Origin of the sequence: Caenibacillus caldisaponilyticus, assembly GCF_002003465.1 — a bacterium.
GTDB lineage: Bacteria > Bacillota > Bacilli > Bacillales > Sporolactobacillaceae > Caenibacillus > Caenibacillus caldisaponilyticus.
This window is the reverse complement of the sequence record NZ_BDDQ01000055.1, coordinates 1-22,491: the sequence shown is the minus strand read 5'-3', so window position 1 is coordinate 22,491 and position 22,491 is coordinate 1. Positions and strand designations below refer to the sequence as shown.

14 protein-coding genes, 2 pseudogenes and 1 CRISPR repeat array are annotated in these 22,491 nt (G+C 48.6%); of the genes and pseudogenes, 4 read left to right on the top strand and 12 right to left on the bottom strand.

Annotated features, from left to right (window positions below; translation table 11 throughout):
- Nucleotides 1-7: 7 nt before the first annotated feature.
- The 5 genes from cas7b to CCB157_RS13935 form a co-directional block, all read right to left on the bottom strand.
- A complete protein-coding gene (gene cas7b / locus CCB157_RS13955) occupies nucleotides 8-964 on the bottom strand; it encodes a type I-B CRISPR-associated protein Cas7/Csh2 (RefSeq protein ID WP_027726493.1) in 957 nt (318 codons plus the stop codon).
- Nucleotide 965: 1 nt separating this feature from the next.
- A complete protein-coding gene (locus CCB157_RS13950) occupies nucleotides 966-2,765 on the bottom strand; it encodes a TIGR02556 family CRISPR-associated protein (RefSeq protein WP_077616493.1) in 1,800 nt (599 codons plus the stop codon).
- A gap of 139 nt (nucleotides 2,766-2,904) precedes the next feature.
- Entirely contained in the window at nucleotides 2,905-3,666 is a 762-nt protein-coding gene (cas6, locus tag CCB157_RS13945) for a CRISPR-associated endoribonuclease Cas6 (RefSeq protein ID WP_077616492.1), read from the bottom strand.
- A 180-nt stretch (nucleotides 3,667-3,846) separates the two neighbouring features.
- A complete protein-coding gene (locus CCB157_RS13940; protein ID WP_158077335.1) occupies nucleotides 3,847-5,139 on the bottom strand; it encodes an ABC transporter permease in 1,293 nt (430 codons plus the stop codon).
- A 15-nt stretch (nucleotides 5,140-5,154) separates the two neighbouring features.
- Entirely contained in the window at nucleotides 5,155-5,856 is a 702-nt protein-coding gene (locus CCB157_RS13935; protein WP_077616490.1) for an ABC transporter ATP-binding protein, read from the bottom strand.
- Nucleotides 5,857-6,710: 854 nt separating this feature from the next.
- Here CCB157_RS13935 and CCB157_RS13930 point away from each other — a divergent pair.
- Nucleotides 6,711-7,082, top strand: a complete 372-nt coding sequence (locus tag CCB157_RS13930; protein WP_077616489.1) for an iron chaperone — start codon at nucleotides 6,711-6,713, stop codon at nucleotides 7,080-7,082.
- A gap of 19 nt (nucleotides 7,083-7,101) precedes the next feature.
- The gene (locus tag CCB157_RS13925) at nucleotides 7,102-7,473 is read left to right on the top strand and encodes an iron chaperone (protein WP_077616488.1); all 372 of its coding nucleotides are present in this window, start codon (nucleotides 7,102-7,104) and stop codon (nucleotides 7,471-7,473) included.
- A 625-nt stretch (nucleotides 7,474-8,098) separates the two neighbouring features.
- A CRISPR array of direct repeats spans nucleotides 8,099-8,781; the repeat unit is 29 nt; unit sequence GGTTTCAATTCCTCATAGGTAAGATCAAC.
- Nucleotides 8,782-9,731: 950 nt separating this feature from the next.
- Here the strand turns inward: CCB157_RS13925 and CCB157_RS13920 are convergent.
- The 4 genes from CCB157_RS13920 to CCB157_RS13905 all read right to left on the bottom strand — a co-directional run bounded on the left by CCB157_RS13920 (nucleotide 9,732) and on the right by CCB157_RS13905 (nucleotide 14,899).
- A complete protein-coding gene (locus CCB157_RS13920; RefSeq protein ID WP_077616487.1) occupies nucleotides 9,732-10,733 on the bottom strand; it encodes an asparaginase in 1,002 nt (333 codons plus the stop codon).
- A 516-nt stretch (nucleotides 10,734-11,249) separates the two neighbouring features.
- Nucleotides 11,250-12,182 carry an ABC transporter permease gene (locus CCB157_RS13915; RefSeq protein WP_077616486.1) on the bottom strand — a complete coding sequence of 311 codons (933 nt, stop codon included), beginning with the start codon at nucleotides 12,180-12,182 and terminating at the stop codon, nucleotides 11,250-11,252.
- Nucleotides 12,183-12,187: 5 nt separating this feature from the next.
- The gene (locus CCB157_RS13910; protein WP_077616485.1) at nucleotides 12,188-13,123 is read right to left on the bottom strand and encodes an ABC transporter permease; all 936 of its coding nucleotides are present in this window, start codon (nucleotides 13,121-13,123) and stop codon (nucleotides 12,188-12,190) included.
- 129 nt (nucleotides 13,124-13,252) lie between these two features.
- The gene (locus CCB157_RS13905) at nucleotides 13,253-14,899 is read right to left on the bottom strand and encodes a peptide ABC transporter substrate-binding protein (RefSeq protein WP_077616484.1); all 1,647 of its coding nucleotides are present in this window, start codon (nucleotides 14,897-14,899) and stop codon (nucleotides 13,253-13,255) included.
- 318 nt (nucleotides 14,900-15,217) lie between these two features.
- On the opposite strand from CCB157_RS13905, the gene pepV reads away from it, so the two are divergent.
- Nucleotides 15,218-16,648: a dipeptidase PepV gene (pepV, locus tag CCB157_RS13900; protein WP_077616483.1), complete on the top strand. Its 1,431-nt coding sequence runs from the start codon at nucleotides 15,218-15,220 to the stop codon at nucleotides 16,646-16,648.
- 338 nt (nucleotides 16,649-16,986) lie between these two features.
- On the opposite strand, the pseudogene CCB157_RS13895 reads toward pepV, so the two are convergent.
- Nucleotides 16,987-18,095, bottom strand: a pseudogene (locus tag CCB157_RS13895) (oxalate decarboxylase family bicupin).
- Nucleotides 18,096-18,791: 696 nt separating this feature from the next.
- On the opposite strand from CCB157_RS13895, the gene murB reads away from it, so the two are divergent.
- Nucleotides 18,792-19,682: a UDP-N-acetylmuramate dehydrogenase gene (gene murB, locus CCB157_RS13890; protein ID WP_143287062.1), complete on the top strand. Its 891-nt coding sequence runs from the start codon at nucleotides 18,792-18,794 to the stop codon at nucleotides 19,680-19,682.
- 200 nt (nucleotides 19,683-19,882) lie between these two features.
- Here murB and CCB157_RS13885 read toward each other — a convergent pair whose 3' ends face one another.
- A complete protein-coding gene (locus tag CCB157_RS13885; RefSeq protein ID WP_077616482.1) occupies nucleotides 19,883-21,961 on the bottom strand; it encodes a sigma-54 interaction domain-containing protein in 2,079 nt (692 codons plus the stop codon).
- A 384-nt stretch (nucleotides 21,962-22,345) separates the two neighbouring features.
- A pseudogene (locus CCB157_RS18490) lies at nucleotides 22,346-22,491 on the bottom strand (IS256 family transposase); the annotation flags it as partial.

Genomic DNA, 22,491 nt, shown 5'->3' with positions numbered 1-22,491 from the left:
CACTCTCCTAATACATCAATTCCTGTGTTTTAATGCCAAGCCGATTCAATTCTTCAGGCAGATTGTGGGACAAATTTATTTGCGAATCAAACCGATATTTTATTTCTTGAATTTTTTCTTTCTCTTCTTCTAATTTTCTCAACAATGGTGAAACATTCAACGTGCCATCGGATACATGCCGAACTTCTTCTTCTGCTTTTTCTGTGTCGAACCGAATTAAACGATTTAACTCTCCAATATGGAAACAATCTTCATGATAAACCACTTGCAGCAATAGGCGAGGCAGTTGACCAACTTTACTACGAGAAATTAAGTTTTTAGTTCCATTCCAAATACCTTCCAACAATAATAAAACATCTTCTTCAGTCAAATGAGTGTGTTCCGCCGCTTTTTCATTGATCACGCCGTAAAAGGCAATTAAGGAATACGGAACAACATATTCTTCCCGGAACGTCTTCCGCGTTTGTTTATCCCCTGAAGCAAAAGCACCAGTCCCCTTTATATATTCAAGCTTGACCCGGTGTAGGGATTGTCCCATTTGAAACTGAACGGGACCAGTCAAGGTAATGGAACTTTTTTCTTTCGAACTTTTCTCAACAGGGATTGTCCCACCGAAAAGTCGTACATCAATACAGTCTCGAAGCAAATTCTCCTGAATCAAACGCTTCATCTCGGCAAGTGTCAAATCTGATTTAGAAACCTTTTCACCATCTTTCAACAAAAAGTCTTCCGCGCGATGCTTAGCATCCTGAATGATCCCTTCATCATCCGATATCTCTCGGACAAAAATTTCTTTTCCCTTATAATCATACAGATAATCGCGAATCGTACGTTTAAGGCGAACATCAGTGACTATATTACGTCCTGTCTCTTCATCGATACGCGGCTTGTTTTCATCCACTGGATCCCCGTTCGGATTTGTCCAGCTGGCGTCATAAAGAAAGAGAATTTCGGAACGATTCATCTTATTTTTCCTCTCCTTCATTGTTTTCATGTTTATTTCCATACAAAATGTTCTCTATATGATGAACAAGGTTCATCCCGCTCACAAAACAAAAATTCATTTCATCGACCGAAAGTTTCCATCCCGTTCCGGCACGCAAAAAGAAGTCAGAAATCTCTTCAGCCAGTACCTTTTTCTTTGGATCTAACGCATTATACTGCTGAAGCTTGTCCTGCACTTTTGGTAACAAACCAAGAAAATCTTTTTCTTTCATTTTTAAGCCTTTTAATTGCTTCAAGAATGGCTGAGAGTTCCTTTCGTTTTGTTGTTTTTTAAGCAACATCTGGGTTAGAGCTCCTAAAAGGAATAGTGCTTTTTTCTCAGGGCGGTCAAGATGGGGTCCGTATAACTCGAAAATATCCTCAAAAAGTTTTGACGGCACAAGATTCTCCTCCCCAGTTTTTAATATCTTTAGTTCGGCAAAAAACAGCACATTCATCAACGCATCCCGGACAACATGAAAAATTTTATCGGTATCAGCCTCCTCACCTTCCCGCTCGGAAGTACCAGCTACATGCTTGCGAATTTCCTGCATAAAAAACCTGGTTAAAAAGCGGATATCAATGGATTGGCCGCGAAAGACAGCAGATGTAATCTCTAAAAAATATTTATCCAAATCAGATTGACGCTTATTGTCATCGGATTTATTAAAGAAAGCCCTAATTCTTCCAAAGTGGTAACGACGATATGGAGTCGAACCCTTTTGTAACGGGAACCGCTTCTCCACCTGTTCCTTGGCCTCAAATATCTTCCGCAAACGGGAAGGGATCACATCTTCAACCACCATTAGAATGCGCTCTGCAGATTGAATTTTCCTTAAAAACAAAAGATGAAAAAGTACATCATCGTCAGCCTCTTGTAAGACATCCAATATATCCTCTTCGTCCGCTAATGAGTTTTCAATTTGTTGTTGTGAGTGCAACGTTTTATATTTGTTTCCGCTTCTCAAAATTTCTATGACTTCTTCACGGGTATTCTGCTCTCCAAATAAAAACTCAGGTATTAAGTAATATTCGAGACCATAAAATCGGAATTTAAGTCTGTTTTCTAAAAAACGTTTCCCCTCTTGAAGGCACAGATTACAATCCATACAAACAGGATGGTTCCGCCAGGCTAACTCTTTATCAAATGCACCACTAATAAATCCTGGCTTATCATTGGTATAAAATTTAAAAGCAGGCGATCCGGCCATAACGAGAGCTTTTCGATGGCCACAAACTGAACAGACCTGGTCATTCGCTGAAACTTCACTGTCTTTTTCCTGAATCAAGTGGACAAAAAGTGAAACAAAAGTAGGGTCTTCTTTGAGATAATGACCATTAATTTTTAAAGTCAATACACATCCACCAGTTGTCTCGTTGATTTTTGTTTTAAGAGTTTCATAAATTTCATCTCGGTTTTCATGAAGTATAGTATAAATGTCTCGTATATAGGAAATATTTGGTTCAGAAAAATTCGCTTTTTGTTTTATCATTTTCTCAAACCAGGCCATAAATTTTTTATCAAAGGTTTTCGCCAAATCGGTCACTAGAGCTGTCGGAGAAAAATTGGGGCCGTTTGAAGCACCGCGACGATAAAGATATTTGTAAGATTCCCCCTCCTGACACTCTTCCATCTCTACTTTCCAATTATTCTTTTCAATTACAACAAGGAACACATGGGGATAATTAGTTTCGGAAATGGACTCGATCAGTACATCCAATGGCTCTTTCGATTCCTGTTTGAGAACCCTCTTGCCCAATTCCTGAATGGCAGAAATCATACACTCACCTCGTTTTTCAACTTTAGCTAAACCTAAAAGAAAAACTTAACATTGAAACATTGACAAACAAGTGAACTGAGAGTTTTTCCCTAAGTTAACTGCTTATTAAGATGCACTTATAACTACAGTAAGGACTTCACTAGTATTCGTTCTCCTCCACTTTTAATATCCCAAACATCCCAAATCCTTGGGAATTTTTACCTCCTATTCCCACCGCATAAGCAAACTGAATTAATTCAGGGGAACTCCGCACTTCGTAAGTGCCTCCCCAAGCGTTAATAATAAAATTCTTGTAACGGGTGACCACCTTATCTCTCGGGTGAATATCGATCGGTGTGATGGAAAAAGAACGTCTTTCCGGTGCCTTGCCGTAATAAGCTTCATATTTTTTAATGAGATTTTGTTCAATCAACACCGGGAAAGCGGTATCATTCGGATCGAAATATTGGGTTTTCTTCTTTCCGCTTTCGTCTTCGTAGGTACTGTACACCGTGATAGGGGATAGCATTTTAATAAGACAACGGTTCGAATCAATTTTGAGTTTATTATAACTAACCTCTTGTACCGATATTGGGTAACCTAGAAGGCGATTTTCAGGCGCCGTTAACAAGTTTTGGCACAGATTTTGAATGAACTGCGGCAAAATCGAGCTCACGTGCCATTCGACTTCATCAAAAAAAATGATTTGCTTATTTTTAACATCGACCTTGTTTTTACCGAATAGGCGGCTGAAGGTAAATAATTTAAACGATCTTTTTCCCTTGTGAAAGCCGTCATTGTGGAGAAAGGCAGAAAAATCGTCATCCCCCAATGTTCGATAAATAAACCCCTGTAAAATATGCTGATAATTTATCGGCAAAACAAGCGGATCATCCAGCTGAAATTTGACGGTTAACCTCATCTTCGATTCGCCTCTGTAACATTTTGCAATACTATGTAGTTATACTTCATAATCCGTGAAAAATCCTCCCCTATTGTCAATTTTTATTGCTGTGCGATCGACAGAATGCGATTTTCGTTCGGTTTCATCAGCGCAGCCACCATGACAAAATGGCCCGGCACGGCCAACCGCCCGGACCATTTACCAAGCCGTCATAAGATTCGCCGCGGCGTACGCAACCAAACAACCGACGGGAATGGCGGCCACCGCCCCCGGCCATGCCATCATACTGAACCCCGCCGCCGCGCTGAGGATCAAAAAGCCCGGCAACATGATCAGAAAGACCGCCTTGCTCGCCGCCATCCTTCTGTCCCAATCCTTCCACGCAAACATCCGTACGAACGCCGCCGCTTCAACTTCCCTCCAATAGGACTTGAGCCAGTCGGCAAACAGCAAGGCAAACGCCGCCCAAATCGCGACTTTCAGCCACAGGGACAACAACGTGATGGCCGCGATCCCTACGGCGACGAGCTGGGCATACATTTTAACCTGTGCGAAACGACGAAAAAACGACTTGATGCACACTTCCGCAAGCACGTTGGCCGAAGTGCGCCGCTTTTTAAACAACGGCTTTGAATTTCTGAACAAAAGCGGCGTTTTATGGCGCAAGAGCGGCGTTTCTGTTCTTAGAATGCCCCTTAATAGGAGCGCCGTGAGCCTCAAGCGTTGTTTTTGCTCATGCTCAACATCATGAAAAAACGTGCCCTTGTACAACAAACGACGCTTAGACAAAACATAGATGCCGATGCCTAACAGCACGATTAAAGCGCCCAACAGCAGCGCGGACCCATGGCCAGACGATCCGGCGGCGGCTTCCCGAAAACGGCCGGACAGTGCCATGCCCGCGAACGGCGATACGCCCAGCAGACGAACGGCACCAAAAAGAAAGAAAAGGTAGAAAGCCAAGAACCATCCGCATAAAATCAGCCAATACTTCCACCCCATAAAACGGATGGAAAGCAGATCCTTCACCCAAGCTCCGAAACTGCGCATGACCCATAACCATAACCCGAGCAGTGCAGTTTGTAAAACGGACAATTTATAGACCATTAGCAAAATCGGCGCCAAAATCAGCATGACAAGAAGGCACAAAACGAAATGAACGACAAGGGAATACATCATTCCGAGACGCATCACGCCATGCATCCATTTTGGACGCTGGATCAAAAAGAGCTGGTCCCCTTCCTCGACAAACAGGCGGATCGTCCCTGTCGCCGCAAACAAAAACAGCAAGAAACAAAGAATGGCATAAGGCACATACGTGATCCACCCCGGGGGATGCAGCCACCAAGAAACATATTGATATCCAATAAAAATGAAGAAAGGCACAATGATATACAGGGCGATCGTCCAGTCCACGGCGGTCCGCAGGACGGAATACTGATATTTATAATGGTCGGCCAGGCGTTTGTAAAAAAGTTTCTGCACCGTCACCACAGGAACCACCTCTTAAGCCGTCAAACGATGGAAGCAATCAAATAATGAAGCGTCCGGCAAACCGCAAATATCCTGGATTTCTTGCAAACTTCCTTCGGCGACCATTTTGCCGCTATCCATCAAAACGAATCGGTCGCAAATTTTTTCGGCTGTATCGAGCACATGGGTGCTCATCAGCACTCCGGCCCCCCGCCTTCGTTCTTCTTCAAGCAGTTCCAAAAATTCTTTCGTCGCCCGCGGATCCAAGCCGATAAAGGGCTCGTCAACCACGTAGACATCCGGTTCAATCAAAAAGCCGAGAATAAGCATCATTTTTTGCTGCATGCCTTTGGAAAAGCTCGAAGGATAATGATGGCGGACGCCTTCCATGCGAAAACGGTGCATTAAAGCTTCCGCCTTCTCCGTGAACACACTCTGCTCCATTTCATAAGCGGCACCGGCGAGCTCCAAATGTTCCCATAACGTCAGCTTATCGTACAAGATCGGCCGCTCGGGTATGTAAGAATAGGTTTGCCGATTTCCGGAAAAAAGCACTTTGCCCGAACATCGAGGCAGAAGGCCAAGGATGGCTTTGAGCGTCGTGCTTTTCCCCGCTCCGTTCGGCCCGATCAGGCCGACGAGTTCACCGGAGCCTACGCTAAAACGGATGTCGTGAATGGCGTCGCTTTTCTCGTCGTATCCCGCATATTCTATATCCACTTGCAAAACATCCATTTTTATACCCCTTCCCGAAAATCCATTCTTAATTCGTGGAAATGATTGAATTCTTTTCTAAATACGATAAAACAAAACGGCGGGTTTCGGAAGGTGTTCGTTGAATAGTCTCTAGATTGAATAACATCGACCAAGCGCTGAATCTTCTTAAACGCTATTTCCTGACATGTCGGGGAGAAGGTTTCCCTTTGCCAGTTACTGCGCCAAAAGTTGATTTCGTCGTGCCATGCGAATGATGGCATCCGCGTTGACAGGAATGCATTGGATAAAAAATAAGTCAAGGCCATATGACCTTGACACAGAAATATGATTATTTCAGAACATTAAGCGAAGAGCCATGCCAAAACTGATGCTTTTAGCAAATGGCCAGTCCCTTGGATCAAGTTTGATTCCTCATAGGTAAGATCAAAACAAAAGCTTGTTTACGACGTGTATAACAGTGGTGATGGGTTTCAATTCCTCATAGGTAAGATTAAAAAACGCGACTGGACCGCTCGAATGGCGTTGGCTTTGAAAAGTTTCGATTCATCATAGGCAAGATCAATACTCATAGATAGCGCTATGACGTGCTGAAATATTACAAGCTCCGTCCCAAAGGGCTTGGTGAGGGTTATTCACCTTTAATTGTTTTTGATTCAAACAACAATAACTTAACAATTGCTGGCAAGTCAGATACTTTTTAAAGCCTCTCATTTGCATTTTAAGCCATTTTGACTAGCCAGGTTGTAAAATATATAGTTGGAAATAGGTGTTGTTTAAGAACGTGTCTGAGCGGTTCTGTGAGGAGTTTTAACGACGAATGGGTTTGAGAAACTTCTCTGAACGACATAATTTTTATTTTAGGAGGGAACCACATGGGAGTTTTTGCAAAATATTTAGCAGGTATCGATAACCCCGACCACCGCGCCCGAACAGAGGAAATTTTGACGTGGGTTGCTAATAAATTCCCAAATTTGAAACCGCAAATCAAGTGGAACAAACCCACGTTTACCGATCACGGCACATACATCATTATGTTTGCCGTAGCAAAGAATCATTTGAGCGTTTTACCCGAAGAAAAGACAATGGTGCATTTTGCCGATGAAATCGCCCAAGCTGGCTACAGCGCTTCTTCACGCTTGTTCCGAATTAAATGGACTGAACCGGTTAACTACGAATTGCTAGAGAAGATCATTGAATTTAATATCAAGGATAAGGCAGACTGTTCAACTTTTTGGCGGCGATAACATAATCAAGGAGGAAAACATGGAAGTTTTTGCAAAATATTTAGCAGGTATCGATCACCCCGACCACCGTGCCCGAACTGAGGAAATCTTGGCGTGGGTTATGAATAAATTCCCAAATTTGGAACCGCAAATCAAGTGGAATACGCCAATGTATTCCGATCACGGCACATTTATCATCGGCTTTTCCACAGCGAAGCATCATTTGAGCGTATCACCCGAAGCAAAGACAATGGTGCATTTTGCCGATGAAATCGCCCAAGCTGGCTACAGCGCTACCAAAGGCTTGTTTCGAATTCCGTGGAACGAGCCGGTAAATTACGAATTGTTGAAAAAGATTATTGAATTTAATATCAAGGATAAGGCAGATTGTTCAACTTTTTGGCGGAAATAAAAAATAGGATAGCCCTTTGAAAGCCTGTCAGGGACTCTGAGAGGCTATAAAGAGTTGATAACTATGCAAAAAATATGCCGAACGCTTTTACATACCCTACCTACACTCTTGTTGGGGACGCCCTGACATGGCGAATGTCAAAGTTTAGGGTGCGCCCTTTTTTCATTCAACATCTTTTTTGAAATGTAAGAATAGTTCATGTCTGCCCGCCCACTGATCCCCTCTACCTTGCCATCGCTCGTAAACTGCCACATCCCATATGCTCCAGAATAGGTGCATCTTTCATTCCACTGAGCCACCCTCTTGTCAAAACAATCCAGATCGGGGCTTTTGAGTTGGTTTTCGAGCCAACTCTTACTGGCATAAAAAATATGGTAATGGGTTGATGAATAGTGGTCAAATTCAAAGGTATTGTTGTATCTAAGCACATCGGAAAAATCGACTGGCAAAACCCATTAGGTTAACTTGTCCAACACCGACCTAAAACTTACCCGGCAAACCGATAGCCATACCCAACAAATGACCGCCCGCTGGAAGGATGTGTTGAGCCTCGCTCTTGGCCTGTTCCGCATTTAAAGCATACAAAGGTTTCAATTGATCAAAAAGGATACATCCCGCTACGACGGGGTTCCATTCCTCATAGGTAAGATCAAAACCGCTATTTGCTTTTTCAATTCCTCGTTTTCGTCCGAGTTTCAATTCCTCATAGGTAAGATCAAAACCAATTGCTGGTATTATGATTGGATTTAAGCTCTTCCGGTTTCAATTCCTCATAGGTAAGATCAACGGTGAATCTTTAGGTGAAACTGTACAATTTGGGTCGCGGGTTTCAATTCCTCATAGGTAAGATCAACAAAGCCGGACACGACATATACGGTTTCTTTTTATGCGGGTTTCAATTCCTCATAGGTAAGATCAACTTCAATTCCGATCACTCCGATCACATTTCGATCACAGTTTCAATTCCTCATAGGTAAGATCAACCTTTGATTCAAATCACTTTGAGACGGCGTTGTAAATGGTTTCAATTCCTCATAGGTAAGATCAACATGTGGCACGGGTGCCAAAAATAGCACCGGTGCCGAGGTTTCAATTCCTCATAGGTAAGATCAACGTAAATTCATTTCGGTGACTGGTCTTGTTTTGGCGGGGTTTCAATTCCTCATAGGTAAGATCAACCGCCTTGAAACGGACGGCGCAACCGCTCAACTAAATCGTTTCAATTCCTCATAGGTAAGATCAACCAAACTTCGCCGGTGCCGCCGTTGTCGAAACCACAAGTTTCAATTCCTCATAGGTAAGATCAACCCCAAAAATAGCCGATATATCAATATTCTTCATCCAAGGTTAAAATCCTTTTTCCAAGCAAAAATTTTTTCGATATACAAAATACCATACAGCATCAAGGAATTCCACAAAAATAAAATGTCGTCGATCCCCCGGGTTTTCAACGCTACCGGAGATCGACGACAGATCTCTATCGTCTTAAAATCTACAAGAAACAACAACGGAATAACAAGATTTGGTACAACAAAGTTTCCTTCATCCAAAAAAGATATTGAATTAAAATCTAATAACCCCAAATGGAGAGAAAATTGCGCTCAGTTCATTATTATATATATTATACAGCAAAATAGCCTGCTCAACTTAAAAATCTAATAGGTGTGACAAGGAAAAATCCATCCAAACAAAATAAATGAAAAAGTGATGCTTTCCTCTGAATGAAAGTGCTATTTACGATCGGCGCCAGCCAGATCGTGGCGTGCATTATCAAAGCACCGCCATTTTCCTATCCATCGGGTCATCCCCACGCATCACATATCTTTTTTCAAAAAAACTTACGGAATGCTTAAGCGCCGGCCGGTGCTTGAACGACAGCGGTATCGGCACCCCTTGTTTGCTTGCTCCATCGGCTGGCTCATGAAAACCCACTCTGCTTTCATTCGCGCATTAAAGTCATTTCCTGTCAGATTCATTTTTACAGACCATAGGCTAAAATGGCATGCAATCCGCACTGGACGGCCTTTGGCCGACACACGCCGGTCCCCCTGTGCTTGCAAACGACCTTAAACAAAGCCCTCTTCAACCTTCGCCGTCTCGGCGGCTTCCACCGAGACGGCGGGCATCCTACGAATCTGGCGGCTCCCGCGAGTCGCTGAAAGTCACTGCCATTTGTCCCGTTTCATGGCCACTCCCGCGCTTTGGCCATTAACCCGGGCGCGTTGAAAAAATAATCTATCAAAAACACCCGGCAAGTGTCATTTGGAGCGTAAATCCAATTCCACGTCGATCCTCCCGACCGCGTCGCCGCGCATGTTAGTAATCTTCGGATGGCGGTATTTGCGATATGTTTCATCGTCCGGTGCCGGATCGGCGAAGCCGATTTCTTCCAACACGGTCAATGTCACCGCGCTCAACGCGCGGGGATTGCCGTCTTCGCACTTGATGGCGATGCCCAGCCCCGCTTCGACGAGTCCGAGGCACTGCACGCCCTCGGCGCCGGCCTTGGCGACGACCTTGCCCGGGAACAGCCTCATGATGTCGGTGTCAAACCGATCCGTCCCAGCGACCATTTCCGGCCGCGCCATCATGGCGTCGCGAATCATCCGCAACGCCTCATCGTGGTGCGGATGCCGTTCGGAATGGCCAGCGGCCAACTGCGCATACCCGAACGCCGCCTGATGCAACGGCAGACAATGGACCGGCACGCCGCAGCCGTCCACGGCAAGCCCGATCTGATCGGCGTCCGTGTCCAACAACTCCGAAATCGCTTTTAAAATCCGCTGCTGAACGGGGTGGCCGATTTCCCTGTATGTTTGAATATCTTCCTTCATATAGACCGCCGTCGCCAGCATCCCCGCATGTTTTCCCGAACAATTGCTAAACAGGGGACTCAACGATCCTCCAGAACGGAGAAGCGCTTCATAATCCCCCGGTTTCCGCGGCGGATGCATGCCGCACTGCAAATCTTCAACCCCCAGGCCGATTTTATCCAAAATGCCTTGGACGGTACGGCGATGGAAATCCTCGCCGTTATGGGAGGCGCAACTGATGGCCAATTCATGCATTTGATAATCAAAATGGGCCGCCGCGCCCGTTTCAACCAGCGGCACGGCTTGGAACGGTTTCATCGACGAGCGGATGAATGTCGGCCGCTCCGCGTCTCCGCTCCTCCAGACGAGATTCCCTTTTGCATCAACAACCGCGACGTGAACATGATGACTGCTTTCAACGATTTCGCCTCGATAAACACGGATCATGTATGCACACTTCTTTCTCTGGATGATTTAGACGCTTGGATTTGATAATAGCCGTCAACAAGCTCTAAGGTTCACCGAAGGTTTGCGGCTGCAAGGATCAACATTTCCGCGAATCACGAAAAAAAGACCTTTGTGCTCCTTTGAAAACATCGCCGCCAATGCGAACATCGAACAGCATTTACTCGCAATGACGACTTCCAAAAAATCCAGCGCCCTAATTGTCGGACGGAACATCCGGCATTTGGGTACCGTGCAGGCCACCTGTGCGTGCCATGAACGGCTGGGGGAAGAACATCATCCACCGTGGTGACAACGCGGTTCACCACGGCCTTTATAATCAATAGACTATTATTTTGCGTGTCTGTCCCGCTCACCGTGCCGCCTTAATCCATCCCGCACCTGCCGGGACCGCCGGACTTGCCTGCCGCCGGAAGCGGAAAAGGGGCGATGCCGAACGGCCCGTGGTCCATGGCTGCCATCCCATTCAGAAGGAAGACCTTTGTATTTCTTGCTTCCTTATTTATTTTTCATTTTCGGGTCGATCGCGTCGCGCAGGCCGTCCGCGAGCAAATTAAAGCAGATCATGAGCGCCACGATGACGACGGCCGGGAAAAACAGCAAATAGTAATGGGATTGCATCGCGTGATAGCCGTCGTTGATCAAAACGCCGAGGGAAGCGAGTGGCTCCTGCAACCCCAAGCCGATAAAACTCAGAAAAGCTTCCGTAAAAATCGCCGACGGGATTGTAAACATCAAGTTGATCAAAATCAGGCCGGCCGTATTCGGGATATAGTGTTTGAAAATGGTCCGGAAAAAGCCGGCGCCGAGCGCGCGGCTCGCGAGCACGAATTCTTCCGCTTTCAACTTAAAGATTTGCGAACGGACGAGCCGCGCCATGTTGACCCAGCCGGTGATCACCATGGCGACCGAGATGGTCAAAATGCCGGGTTTCATGAATAAGATCAGCAAAATCACGACGATCAAGTGGGGAATGCCGACCAAGATATCGATAATCCGCTGCATGACCATATCCACTTTCCCGCCGCACACCGCGGAAATCGCGCCGAACATGACGCCGATGACGAGATCCAATGCGGCGGCGAGCAAGGCGATATAAAGGGAAATCCTCGTCCCTTCCCATATGCGCGCCCATTGGTCGCGCCCGAATTTGTCCGTTCCGAACCAATGATCTCCGCTCGGCGTTTTAAAAGATTCCTCATAATCGGCTTGGGCGTAATCGTAGGGTGTCATCATCGGGCCAAAAATGGCGAGTAAAATGATGACGGTCAAAACGGCCAGGCTGATGACGGCTCCACGATTTTTCTTAAGCCGCCGCCAAGACGCCCGCCAACCGATCGACGGATCGCGGGCGACGCTTTCCATCCCTTTCGGATCCGTAGCTATCGGCGCAAAAAACTCTTCTGTCAAATGCGCTTTTTCCATGCCCATCACCGTCACTCCTTGTTTCCTGCAATGCGAATCCTCGGATCGATGACGCCGTACAGAAGATCGATGATGAGGACGACAAAAACAAACAGCGTGCTGAACAGCAAAGTCACGCCCATGATCATCGAATAATCGTTCACCTTGATCGACTCCACAAACAAGCTGCCGATGCCCGGAATGCTAAAAATCGATTCGATGACCAAAGAACCCGTGATCAAACTGACGATGACCGGCCCGAGAACGGTAATCACGGGAATCAAAGCATTGCGCAGCGCGTGATTTAAAATGATCGCGCGCAAGGACAAGCCTTTCGCCAGCGCGGTCGTCATGTAATCTTGATTCAAGACGTCCAACATCTCGTTCCGCATAAAACGGGCGACGACGGAGACGACGCCGAACATGAGGGCGAGCGTCGGCAGCACCGTGCTTTTATAACTCTCCCAATACGCAATCGGCAGCACGCCCAGCTTCAGCCCGACAAAATATTGCAGAAGCGCAGCAAACACAAAGTTCGGTATGGATACCCCGAGAACGGCGAGGATCATGGTCGTATAATCCCAAAAGGAATTGTGCCTGAAAGCGGCGACGATCCCAAGGATCAAGCCGATCGCGGTGCCGATGACGATCGCTTGAATGCCCAACAAAGCCGAAGGACCGATGCGCTCGCTGATGATTTGCGCGACCGGTTTGTCTTTGTAATAAAACGACTTGCCCAAATCCCCTTTCACCAAATTTTCCATATATTTGATGTATTGCTTCCACACCGGATCGTTGAGCCCGTATTGCTCATAGATCGCCGTGCGCACGTCTTCGGGCAAAGCCGACAGCTTCTCTTCATCAAAAGGCGAACCCGGCAGCTGTTTCATCAAGAAAAACGTCAACGTCGCGATGATGAATAACGTGACGACGATATTGAACAATCGGATCAACACATACTTTTTCAATGGCTTTTCACCACCTTCGGGAACACAAGAATAAGGGATCGGCCGGCTCTTTGGCCGGCTCGATCGTTTTATGAAAAGGGAGGTCACGCAATAGGTGGATGAAAAAGAGACAAAGCGCCTTGAGCATGATTATTGTTTCTTGGCGTACTTATAATCCCACGGGTTGCCCCACGGATGGAACACGAGCCCTTTGACGTTGGCCTTTTGCATGAAGGCTTGTCCTTGATAATACAAGGGGGCAAGCACCGCGTCATCCTTCAACAAAATCTTTTCGGCTTTGAGCAATGCCGCCATCCGTTTGCCTTCATCCTTCTCTTTTTTTGCTTGCAAGACGAGATCGATATATGCCTTGTTCTCATAGTTGCCGCGAAATGCGTTCTTTGGAGCTGCCCATAGATCCATGTAGGTCATCGGGTCGTTGTAGTCGGCGCCCCAGGCTGAAACCGCCATTTGGTAGTCGTTGTCCCGCATCGCTTGCAGCCGGCCGCTGTACGGTTTCGTGACGATCGACACTTCCGCGCCGAGGTTTTTCTTCCATTGGCTTTGCAGGAAAGTGGCGGTATCTTTATCGACGCTGTCATCGGAGACCAGAAGCGATAATTTCGGCGTCTCACCGAGTTCCTTCACGCCCTCTTTCCACAGCCGTTTGGCGGTTTTGACGTCGGGTTTGATGAGATCGCCCTGCATTTCCCGGAACGTTTTGCCGCCTGCGCCCGCCATGCCCGGCGGAATGAGGCCGTACGCGGCTTTGGAACCGTTATTTAATATCACCTTCTCAAGAACCTTTGGATCGTAGGCGTATTGCAGGGCTTTGCGGATCTTTTCGTTCGCCAGCACTTTGTCGCCCAAATTGAACTGCACGTAATAGGACCGGAAGTTGGTTGTCGTTCCGAATTCCGGATTGTCCTTGTATTGGTTCACATCTTCGCTGGACAACTGCACATAATCCAATTGCCCCGCGTTGTACAGGTTGAGCGCCGTGCTCGCTTCTTTGATGACTTTTATGTTAATTTTTGGGACGCTGACATTATCTTTGTCCCAATATTGGTCATTCTTTTCCAATGTGACGCCGGAAGCGGGATTAAAGCTTGTCAGCTTATACGGGCCGTTATAGAGAAGCTTGTCCGGTCCCTTGCCGAATTGATCTTTGTTTTTCTCATAAAAATCCTTTTTAATCGGAAAATATTTGGCAAAGGTTGTCAAACTGAGAAAATACGGCGTCGGCTGTTTAAGATGCACGACGAGCGTTTGATCATCGGGCGCTTCAATCCCGACCTCATCAGCTTTCACTTCGCCTTTATTGAATTTGTCGCCGTTTACGATATAGTCGGTCAAAATGAAGCTGTAAGCATCCGCCGTTTTCGGATCCATTTCAGTCAACCAGCCGTAGACAAAATCTTGAGCGGTGACGGGCGACCCATCGCTCCATTTAATCCCGTCTCGAAGCGTAAAGGTATATGTCAGGCCATCATCGGAAATCTTCACGTCTTTGGCCATCGCCGGAACCGGTTTATGATTGGCATCCAAGCGATACAAACCTTCCAAAACGTTTCCCAAGACGGAGAAGGAAATCATGTCGGTCGCTTTCAACGGGTTTAAATCAGGAATATCGTTGTTGAAATAAAGATTTAACGTCTTGTTGTCGCCGGCTGCCGTCGAAGCTTGTTTGCCGGCGTCTTCCGAAGATTTTTTGGAAGGACCGGAAAAATTGCATGCTGACAGCACGAGACAGACCGCCAGCACGAGTAAAAACAGCCATTTTTTCCGCTTGCTCATCGCGATAACCCTCCTAAAAACTTTTGTTCACCACTATATATGCAAGAAATGTTCCAACTTTGGACATTGTAGAAAATAAAAGAATTAAAACGATCTTTTTGACCACCCTCTTATTTTTGGCTATTACTTGACGAACCAATTTTTCACCATTCCTGTTTATTGGTTCACCAAAAAAACCGGTCTCACGGATGCGGGATGGAGGTCGTTGAGCCAAATTGCCGGATTTTCAATGTCCCTCGTCACCGGGCCGAAGCCGGCGTTCTTTGGCATGGATTTTGCTTACTAAAATTAATGGAAGAAAAATAGGGAGGTTTGAACATGGGAACGATTCATTGGCTGGCGGAAGCGGAGGCCCGAAAAACCGCTTTTCTAAAAGATTTGACGGGCCTGCTGCGCATTAAAAGCGTGAAAGACTTGGATACGGCCGATGCTTTGCGGCCGATGGGGAACGGCGTCGGCGAGGCGCTCGAATACATGTTAAACCTTGGAGAAGAAGCGGGGTTTCGGACGAAAAATTTGGACGGCTATGCCGGCTACATCGAAGCGGGCGAAGGGCCGGACTATGTCGGCGTGCTCGCGCACATCGACGTCGTGCCGGCCAATCCGGACGAATGGGAAACGCCGCCGTTTGAACCGGCCATTCGCGACGGCAAGCTTTATGCTCGCGGCGCGATCGATGATAAAGGGCCGGCGATGGCCGCCTTTTATGCGCTCAAAATCCTTAAGGAATTGAAGGTGCCGTTGAAGCGCCGCATTCGCCTCATCATCGGCACGGATGAGGAAAGCGGGATGCGCTGCGTCCGTCATTATTTAAAAGTGGAACCCGAACCGGTTTACGCTTTCTCGCCCGACGCCGATTTTCCCATCATCCATGCAGAAAAAGGGCAAATCAACATCGTTCTGGCCATCGAGGCGCCGACGGGCGGCCTTGAGACGGGAAACCGGAACGTTGCCGCGATCGAATCGTTTGTTTCCGGTGACCGCGGAAATATGGTGCCCGGAAAAGCGGTCGTCAAGCTGCGGACGCAACGTGTGGAACACATTGCGGCGGCTTTTTATGAATATATCAAAACCAACCGATTGGACGGGGAAATGGAATCGACCGATGACGGCGCCATCTTGACCGTATACGGAAAAACGGTGCACGGGATGGAACCGCAAAACGGCGTGAACGCCGCTTTGGAACTCGCCCGTTTTCTGCAATCCGTCCCCCTCCAAGGCGCGGATAAAGCGTTTATCGATTTCTGCAACGACAAGCTCTATCTGGATCCTTACGGTCAAAAGCTGGGCATCGCCCACCAGGAACCCGTATTGGGCAAGCTCACGGTCAATGCCGGCATTTTCCGATATCACCGCAACCAAAGCGGACACATCCGCCTCAACATCCGTTGCCCTTTGAACACCCCTTACATGAGAACGATCGAAGTCATCAAGGAAGCCGCCGAAGCCTACGGATTCCGCATCGATGAAGTGCACCAGACCGAGCCGCATTTTGTCGATCCGGAACACCCGATGATTCAAGTCATGCAAAACGCTTATCGCGAAATCACCGGCGCTGAACCGACATTGTTGACGACCGGCGGAGCCACTTACGCCCGGCTGTTGAAAACGGGCGTCGCCTTCGGCGCTTGCTTCCCGGGAAAAGAAATGACCGCCCACCAAGCGAATGAATACTCGGAAATCGAAGATCTATTAAAAGCGACGGCGATCTACGCCAAAACATTGGCCGATCTCGGCCGGCTCGATTAACGCCGATGCCGCGCGGTGGACGCCGGGACGGCATCCGTTAGGACACTTTTTGGCGCAAAAAATAGGGATATCGTTCAATGAAGAGGATGCGATGTTCAAGATCAGGACATCTGTCCTCATTTTTTTATGCCATGGATGTTTCCGCCTGCCGCCCTCTCAAGCAAAAAGCGAATGACGCCCCCTCCCCTCCTTATCTATAACTCGTCAGGCAGCGCCTTAGACAGGTGGCCGGGCTTTGGCAAGCGACCAAAAAGTTAGGGACCCGCCCCTAAGATGAATAAAAGGATGTGCCACACAGGACAGAGCCCATCGCGAACCGTCGATGCACGCCACCGATTTCAGCCGCTTCCCGCCGGCTTGGATGAAGGCGGAAAGCCCGGGTATTTAACGACCGGCCTTTCTCTTTCCGCAGCGCGTTCATCAGTTCCTGAGTGGCCTGCACGTTGTCTGCGACGAGCTCTCGAGGAGTCAGCGCCATCCATTGATTCAACGACACATCGGCAAAATGGTCGCTCTTGAACATCTCCAAAAACCATAAGCTTTGGTCACCGGTATTCTGGATGTAGTGCCCGAAGGCGAACGGGACGTAGCCGACATCCCCGGCCCGGTAATTGAACGTGCGCGCCTTGCCGTTCGCCGCAAACACGGTCATGCGCGCCGTGCCCGTGAGGTAATACTGCCACTCGTCGTTATTCGGGTGCCAATGCATTTCCCTCATACCACCCGGCTTGACTTCCACCAGCGCCGCCGCCACGGTCTTCGTAATGGGGAAATTGGTGGAATCGACGATGCGCACCGTTCAGCCCGGGGTCACCATCGGTTCCTGGGCAAGCAACCGGTGGGTAAAGCGCTTGGGAACCGTGTCGTAAGGATCCGGCACCGTTTGGCCGGCGAGCGCGCCGGGCACCTTCGATTGGAAAATGTAGCGCTGCTCCGTCGGAATATAGGCAAAAGCGCTTTCCGGGACGCCGAAATTCGCCGCCAGCACATCCTTCGGCATGTGCGCAAACCAGTCGGAAATGGAAAAGGTGTCGAGGTCGGAGAAGTGACCGTCGTCAAAGACGAGCAGAAACTCGCAACCTTCCTCGAGCCCTTGAATCGAATGGGGAATGCCCGGGGGAAAGTACCACAGGTCGCCCACGCCGACATCGGCAATAAAATTCCGCCCGTTCGGATCGACCGCGGTAATGCGCGCCCGCCCCGAAATCATGAACGCCCATTCCGCTTGCTTGTGCCAATGCAGCTCGCGCACTCTGCCCGGCGTCAGGCGCATGTTGACCCCCGCCAGCGTGGTCGCGATCGGCAGCTGCCTCACCGTCACTTCCCGTGACCAGCCGCCGTGGTTCAACTGCATGTTGGTGTCGGAGAAGGAAAACTTCAAGTTGGGAATCGTTCCGGCATCGGTGCTCGGCGGAACGAGCATGTCGGGGTTCTCTAGATCCCTCATGACGTCCCGTGGGCCAAAATCGGTCGCACCTGAGGCACATTACCATACCCAGGGTGAGGCCTTGATCGGTTGTTCATAAAATATGCCCCTTTTCGCCAGGATGGTTGAATAAAGGAAGGAATATGGTCATAACAGATTTATGACGCCGGTTGCGGAAATATATCCTTTCCCGTAACACGCTAAAAAACGGGGGGAACGTTTAGAAGACCAGCGAAAAAAGCGGCGTATGGTGCGGCCTTTCATCATGCCTGTGAAAAACGTGCTTCTCGTCCGGCGAACGGGAGCGTTATCATACGAAAAAGGAGAACAGCGTTGAGGCACGTTCTCCCGCACTCGTTGAAAACTTTCAACTTTAGAGCTTTATGGTGAACGCCCGCTTTTTTTATTGTTTCAAACCAAGCCAAAGAGGATATTTGAGGACGAAACAGATGGCTGTAAGCCGTCGGAAGTGCGAGCGCCGGTCACCATTTGAAAAAACCGGCGATGCCCCGAGCATCCAAAGCCGTGCGGTCATAAAAAGATAATGACACCTTTTTTTCCAAAAGAAAAAAGGCTGTGTACGACCGAAAAGACAGCCATCCTTGCGAATTGTTATAAAATGGGATTAACGCTTTTATTGATTTTTTTCAATAAAAATTTTATGGTGGTTCTCAGCGGGTTCTTTATTTCAGAAGCGTAATGTAAGAAGGTGAAACGATGAAAGGGACGACGATGTTACCGAATTGCGACATCCGAACCGATGTCCCATTGAAAGATTACACCTTTACCCGATTAGGCGGCAACGCCGATTATTTCTCGACGGTGAGATCCATTGAGGACGCCCGTCAAACCGTGCTGTTTGCATTGGATCGCGACCTTCCGTTGACGGTATTAGGCAACGGTTCCAATGTTATTGTGCGCGACGGCGGCATTCGCGGCGTCGTGATGTACACGCCCCATCTTTCGGCGATCACCGTTTCCGGCACGCAAATCACGGCCGAAGGCGGGGCGCCGTTGATCAGCGTGTCGCAAAAGGCAAGAGAGTTGGGGTTGACGGGCTTAGAATTCGCCTGCGGCATTCCGGGATCGGTCGGCGGCGCGGTCGTCATGAATGCCGGCGCATATGGCGGCGAAATCAAAGATGTGCTGACGCGCGCATGTGTCATGGATGAGAACGGCGACATCTTTACGGTGGAAGCGGCCGATTTGGAATTGGGCTATCGCACGAGCAATATTGAAAAAAACCGTTGGATCGTGCTGTCCGCCACCTTCGATCTCAAGCCGGGCGACCCCAAGGCCATTCAGGCGGAAATGGAACGTTTGACGCGGCTCAGACGGGAAAAACAACCGCTGGAATACCCTTCATGCGGCAGTGTGTTTAAACGCCCCAAAGGGCATTATGTCGGGCCGATGATCGAAGCGTGCGGCTTAAAAGGCCTGCGCATCGGCGGCGCCGAGGTGTCGACGAAACACGCCGGTTTTATCGTCAACAAAGGCGGGGCGACCGCCAAAGACTATCTCGCGCTCATCGACGAGATCAAACGGCGCGTTTATGAAAAATTTGGGGTCAAACTCGAAACGGAAGTGCGCATCATCGGGGAGGATTGATCCTCCCCCTTTAATTTGTAAACGGAGGGCAACCTTTGCTTCCACCGGGAGGCGATTCTTGGTCAGACATAGGATCTCCCGCCGGCGTTCGCCCTCTGTACGGCGCAGCCGTTTAATTTTGGAATCCGACCGAGAGGCGGCGGCAGTGCAGCACGTCACCGAAAGGATAAAATATGCTGCCGCGCGCCGTTTCCCCTCCCTCACGTGCCGCGTTTGCCGACGTATTGGAGAAAGGCTTTGCCCTTTTCGGTAATCGTGCTCCCCTTGCGACCCCGGTGGATTTTAATCAAGCCCCATTCGCGCATCAAATTTTGCCTGTATCGCAATTGTTGATCCGTCAAGCGGATCCCTCGTTCGGAAAGCGACTGCAGCAGCGCCGGCCGCCCGGCGGAAGCCTCTCCCCCGTCGTTTAAGGCGGATAAAATGGTGGTCACGTCGTCCAAAAACCCTTTTTGCTTGATTTCATCGAACAGTGATTTCAACCGGTCGCTGCTCCGGTCTTGCGCATTGACAAACCGGATGCCGGAAACGAACGGCAGATGCTCAGCATCGACATCGTCTTCGACGACGTGCAACAAGTATTCGATGACATTGCGCAATTGGCGCACATTGCCGGGCCAGTGGTAATCCCTCATCGCCTTCATCGCCCGTTCGCTGAAACGGGGCGGTCGGCGCCCGAGCTCCGCGCACAATTGGCGCACAAAACAATCCGTCAGCAAGACGATGTCTTCTTTTCTTTCCCGCAACGGGGGCAAATAGATGGGCAGCACGTTCAACCGATAAAACAGGTCTTGGCGAAACCTGCCTTCTTCAATGAGCCGTTCCAAGTCGCGGTTCGTCGCCGCGATGATGCGCACGTCGAGCGGAATGACTTGTTCGCCGCCGACCCGCATGATTTCTTTTTCTTGAAGGACGCGCAACAGCCGAAGCTGAATGGCGGGGGAGGCGTCCCCAATCTCATCGAGAAACATCGTGCCTTTATGGGCTTGTTCAAATAAACCGCTTTTCCCGCTTTTGCGCGCGCCGGTAAAAGCGCCGCCTTCATACCCGAACAATTCGCTTTCAAGCAGGGATTCGGAAAACGCCGAAAAATTGACGCCGACGAACGGATAGTCCCTGCGCGCCGAAGCGCGATGGATCGATTGGGCGAGCACTTCTTTTCCCGTTCCCGTCTCGCCGAGAATCAAAATCGTCGAGTCGCTCTTTGCCAATTTTTTGGCGATGCGGATGATCGACCGGATGGAATCGCTGGCCGTCACCATGTCTTTAAAGGAATACTTGGCCACGAAATGCTTCCGTTTAGTTTGCTCGCGGTAACGATGCTCCAGTTTTTGGATTTCATTCGCTTCCCGAAACAAGACGAGGGTGCCGAAAATTCGGCCGTCGACATGAATCATCTGTTTCCGGATGTAATAGGTGACGTGATCGATTTCCTTGAAAACGTCCAGCCCTTCTTCAATGGACCGAATCGCCCTGAAAAAGGACGGTTTGCCGATGCCGTCGATTTTTTGGCCGACGGCTTCCCGCTCGTCGATCCCCAATATGTCCGCCGCTTTTTTGTTAATGAATTGGATGTTCCGTTCTTCCGTATAAAGAATCAAGGCTTCGTCCACATGCTCGACGACTTGTTCGAGACTGTTGCGCAACATTTTGGTCGTGAAGATTTCATCGCTCAGCTGGGAAGTGACCGACAGCAAGGAATTCAGATATCTGGCGGACAAAAGGTTATAGGGCATGTCGGGAATCGCGCATTTATGGAAAATCTCAATGATCGTCGAAATATCCAAGAAGCGTACGCCGACATTGATGACCGTCTCAATCGTATCCGGAACGTGGTTGATGTCCCCGGGCGTGATGGCCACTTTAATCGCCGCATCCGGTTTTGGCGCACCGGGGTAATAAGGGGCATATTCAAGGCGAATCCCCAATTCCTTCAGGATTTTGATGGTCTCATCGACCGCCTCTTTCATGTTGCTGACGACCAGCACCTTCATGCCTTGCCGTAATTGAAAGAGCTCGCGGATATTCGCGAAATTGATCATCCGCTTGGCGACAATGACCTCGGCTTCAGCCGGCAGGTAAGGTTTCGCCATGATTTCCACGATGGCACTAGTCGCAACGACCAGCGTGCCGGGATCGATCTTTTTTTCGTATAACTCGCTTATGACGAATCCTTCAATATCAAAATACTCGTGCAATCTGATTTCATGCAGCTGCCTGACGATGGCTTCCACGGTGCATTCCTCATAGCCGACGATCGCGATGCGTTTCTTGGACATGCCCACCACCTCTTTTCTTGTGCATTTCCTTGATGCGTTTCGGCGGAAGCTAAAACCGACCGATTCACACGCAGCGTTCTCCGCTTGAATTCCCTGAAAATCCCAACTATCCGAGCGTTTGGGATATTTTGATAGAAATTTAATATTAGATTAACCCATTGCGAACGATTTTGCGGTCAAGTCCATTTTATTGTGTAAATTTCCCTTTGATAGAAAGATGGACCTGATGACCTGACGTATGGCAGGTAAGTCCGGCAAGTCTCCCTGCCGGTCGCCTTCCCGGACTAATGATCATTGTTGTCAAAGTACAGGTGTGTCAAGGCGCTTTCGCGGCAACTCCTCGCTTCCGAGGTATTTCACGTTCTCCTTGACACGTCGAAGAAATTATCCCACTTTCTTGATCGCCGAAACTTCCTGATTCATCGTTTGAACGCCTAACTCTTTCGTTTTCCGCCACTGCCAATAGTCGGACATATCCAGGTATTTGCGTCCCGATATCCATTTTTCGTCCATTTCGATCAACACGGCGC

Coding starts and splice junctions, on each gene's coding strand:
- cas7b (WP_027726493.1), bottom strand. CDS start 964: ATGAATCGTTCCGAAATTCTCTTTCTTTATGACGCCAGCTGGACAAAT.
- CCB157_RS13950 (WP_077616493.1), bottom strand. CDS start 2,765: ATGATTTCTGCCATTCAGGAATTGGGCAAGAGGGTTCTCAAACAGGAA.
- cas6 (WP_077616492.1), bottom strand. CDS start 3,666: ATGAGGTTAACCGTCAAATTTCAGCTGGATGATCCGCTTGTTTTGCCG.
- CCB157_RS13935 (WP_077616490.1), bottom strand. CDS start 5,856: ATGGATGTTTTGCAAGTGGATATAGAATATGCGGGATACGACGAGAAA.
- CCB157_RS13930 (WP_077616489.1), top strand. CDS start 6,711: ATGGGAGTTTTTGCAAAATATTTAGCAGGTATCGATAACCCCGACCAC.
- CCB157_RS13925 (WP_077616488.1), top strand. CDS start 7,102: ATGGAAGTTTTTGCAAAATATTTAGCAGGTATCGATCACCCCGACCAC.
- CCB157_RS13920 (WP_077616487.1), bottom strand. CDS start 10,733: ATGATCCGTGTTTATCGAGGCGAAATCGTTGAAAGCAGTCATCATGTT.
- CCB157_RS13915 (WP_077616486.1), bottom strand. CDS start 12,182: ATGGGCATGGAAAAAGCGCATTTGACAGAAGAGTTTTTTGCGCCGATA.
- CCB157_RS13905 (WP_077616484.1), bottom strand. CDS start 14,899: ATGAGCAAGCGGAAAAAATGGCTGTTTTTACTCGTGCTGGCGGTCTGT.
- pepV (WP_077616483.1), top strand. CDS start 15,218: ATGGGAACGATTCATTGGCTGGCGGAAGCGGAGGCCCGAAAAACCGCT.
- murB (WP_143287062.1), top strand. CDS start 18,792: ATGAAAGGGACGACGATGTTACCGAATTGCGACATCCGAACCGATGTC.
- CCB157_RS13885 (WP_077616482.1), bottom strand. CDS start 21,961: ATGTCCAAGAAACGCATCGCGATCGTCGGCTATGAGGAATGCACCGTG.